General features: G+C 24.2%; 1 protein-coding gene. It reads right to left on the bottom strand.

The genetic code is table 4. The annotated features are described in order from the left end of the window. Positions 1 to 1,102 (bottom strand): hypothetical protein (locus EHV01_RS05845; RefSeq protein ID WP_422066641.1); only part of this gene is annotated, 1,102 nt, incomplete at both ends.

Genomic DNA, 1,102 nt, shown 5'->3' on the forward strand with positions numbered 1-1,102 from the left:
TTHTTAAAACATTTGGATTAGAAACATCTATTATTATATCTTTTTCATTACCAAAATAAGGTCAATATCCAGTACCACCTAAAAATCTTAATTCTGGTTTCAATTTTTTTATAAATCTAATTTTTAATTTCATATTATTTGTATAATATGCTTGTAAATATGTTTCTTTAATTTTATCATCAGAAATTTGCAATAAAAATTGAAAAACTCCACTATTATTTTCGGTTCAATAAATACTATGATAATTTCCGCTTGGTAAACCATTGGTAAAAGCAGTGGCAACTGTTTGAATATCATTAGTTATATTATCAGTATATAAAGTTATGGTATTATCAAAATTAATAATAGTATTTTGAGATAATCCATATTTTTTTAATACAGCATTTGATAATAGTCCCAGACTATTATTACAACTATTAGCACCCGCTATAAGATTAACATTTCTATCAGGAATAAAATTTTCTATTTCAGGTGGCCCACATTCAACTTGTATATTATTAAGATTACTTATTTCTATTGTTTTATAAGAACTAATAAATTTACTAATACTTTGAATTGTTGGGTCAATTTGTTTTAAATCAATTTCTATTTCATAATAACCATCATATAAATTATCTAAAAATAAATTACCACGATTAATACAATGTGGATTTACAATAATTTTAGTTTTTAATGGTAATACTACATCGGAAGGCATAATATCTTTTGTATATTCTGAATAATTATATGGCACTGGTGGAAGAACATATTGTGGGTAATTAAATGTTGGTATTTCATAATCATGTGGTAATAAGAAACTAGTTTTATAATTAGTTGTCATATCGCGTAAATAATTATTTAATACACTTTTTGTTTTTCCACGAAAACTTCATACTGATAATCGTAAGTAATCTTCTTCATTATTTGTATATGGGTTATCAGCATAAAAGATAATTTCAAAATTACCTTTATATAATGCTTGAATAGAAAACATATCAATTATATAACTACAATTTGTCCCATCTGGTGTTTGTAAGAATTCGCAATTATTATCTTTTTCACTAGCACTAACTGTTATTTGCGCATCTACTGCTTTGGTTTTTTCATTAATTAGATAAYTTAA

Source organism: Spiroplasma sp. hy2, assembly GCF_044714365.1.
GTDB lineage: Bacteria > Bacillota_I > Bacilli_A > Mycoplasmatales > Mycoplasmataceae > Spiroplasma > Spiroplasma phoeniceum.